Below are 420 nucleotides of genomic sequence, written 5' to 3' on the forward strand. Positions count from 1 at the left end.
GTAGGAATATCTTCTTTTGTTTTTGAAGCTTTATTCATTTCCATCGTCACAATACTTGTGGGAACAGCAATTACACCATAACCTATAATCATAACAACAGACGCTAAAAATTGTCCCAAACCAGTGACAGGAGAAATATCGCCATAACCTACTGTTGTTAAAGTGACAATTGCCCAATAAATACTAATTGGTATACTTGTGAATCCAGATTCAGGATGATCATGTTCAACCATATACATGATAGAGCCAATTACAACAACAATTAATACTACAAATGATAAGAAAACGATGATTTTATCTTTACTTTCTTTCAGCCCTAACACCAACACATTTTTCCCACGTGTAAATCGTGTAAGGTTAAAAATTCTGAAAATACGTAGTAATCTTAAAATACGAATACTTGCTAGGTACTTACTTGTA

General features: G+C 32.9%; 1 protein-coding gene. It reads right to left on the reverse strand.

Annotated features, from left to right (window positions below):
- Nucleotides 1-398: ion transporter (locus tag OC23_RS03800; RefSeq protein WP_227505529.1), on the reverse strand; the 398-nt coding region annotated here is incomplete at its 3' end.
- Nucleotides 399-420: the final 22 nt, after the last annotated feature.

Source organism: Acinetobacter sp. A47 (assembly GCF_000805455.1).
Taxonomy (GTDB): domain Bacteria; phylum Pseudomonadota; class Gammaproteobacteria; order Pseudomonadales; family Moraxellaceae; genus Acinetobacter.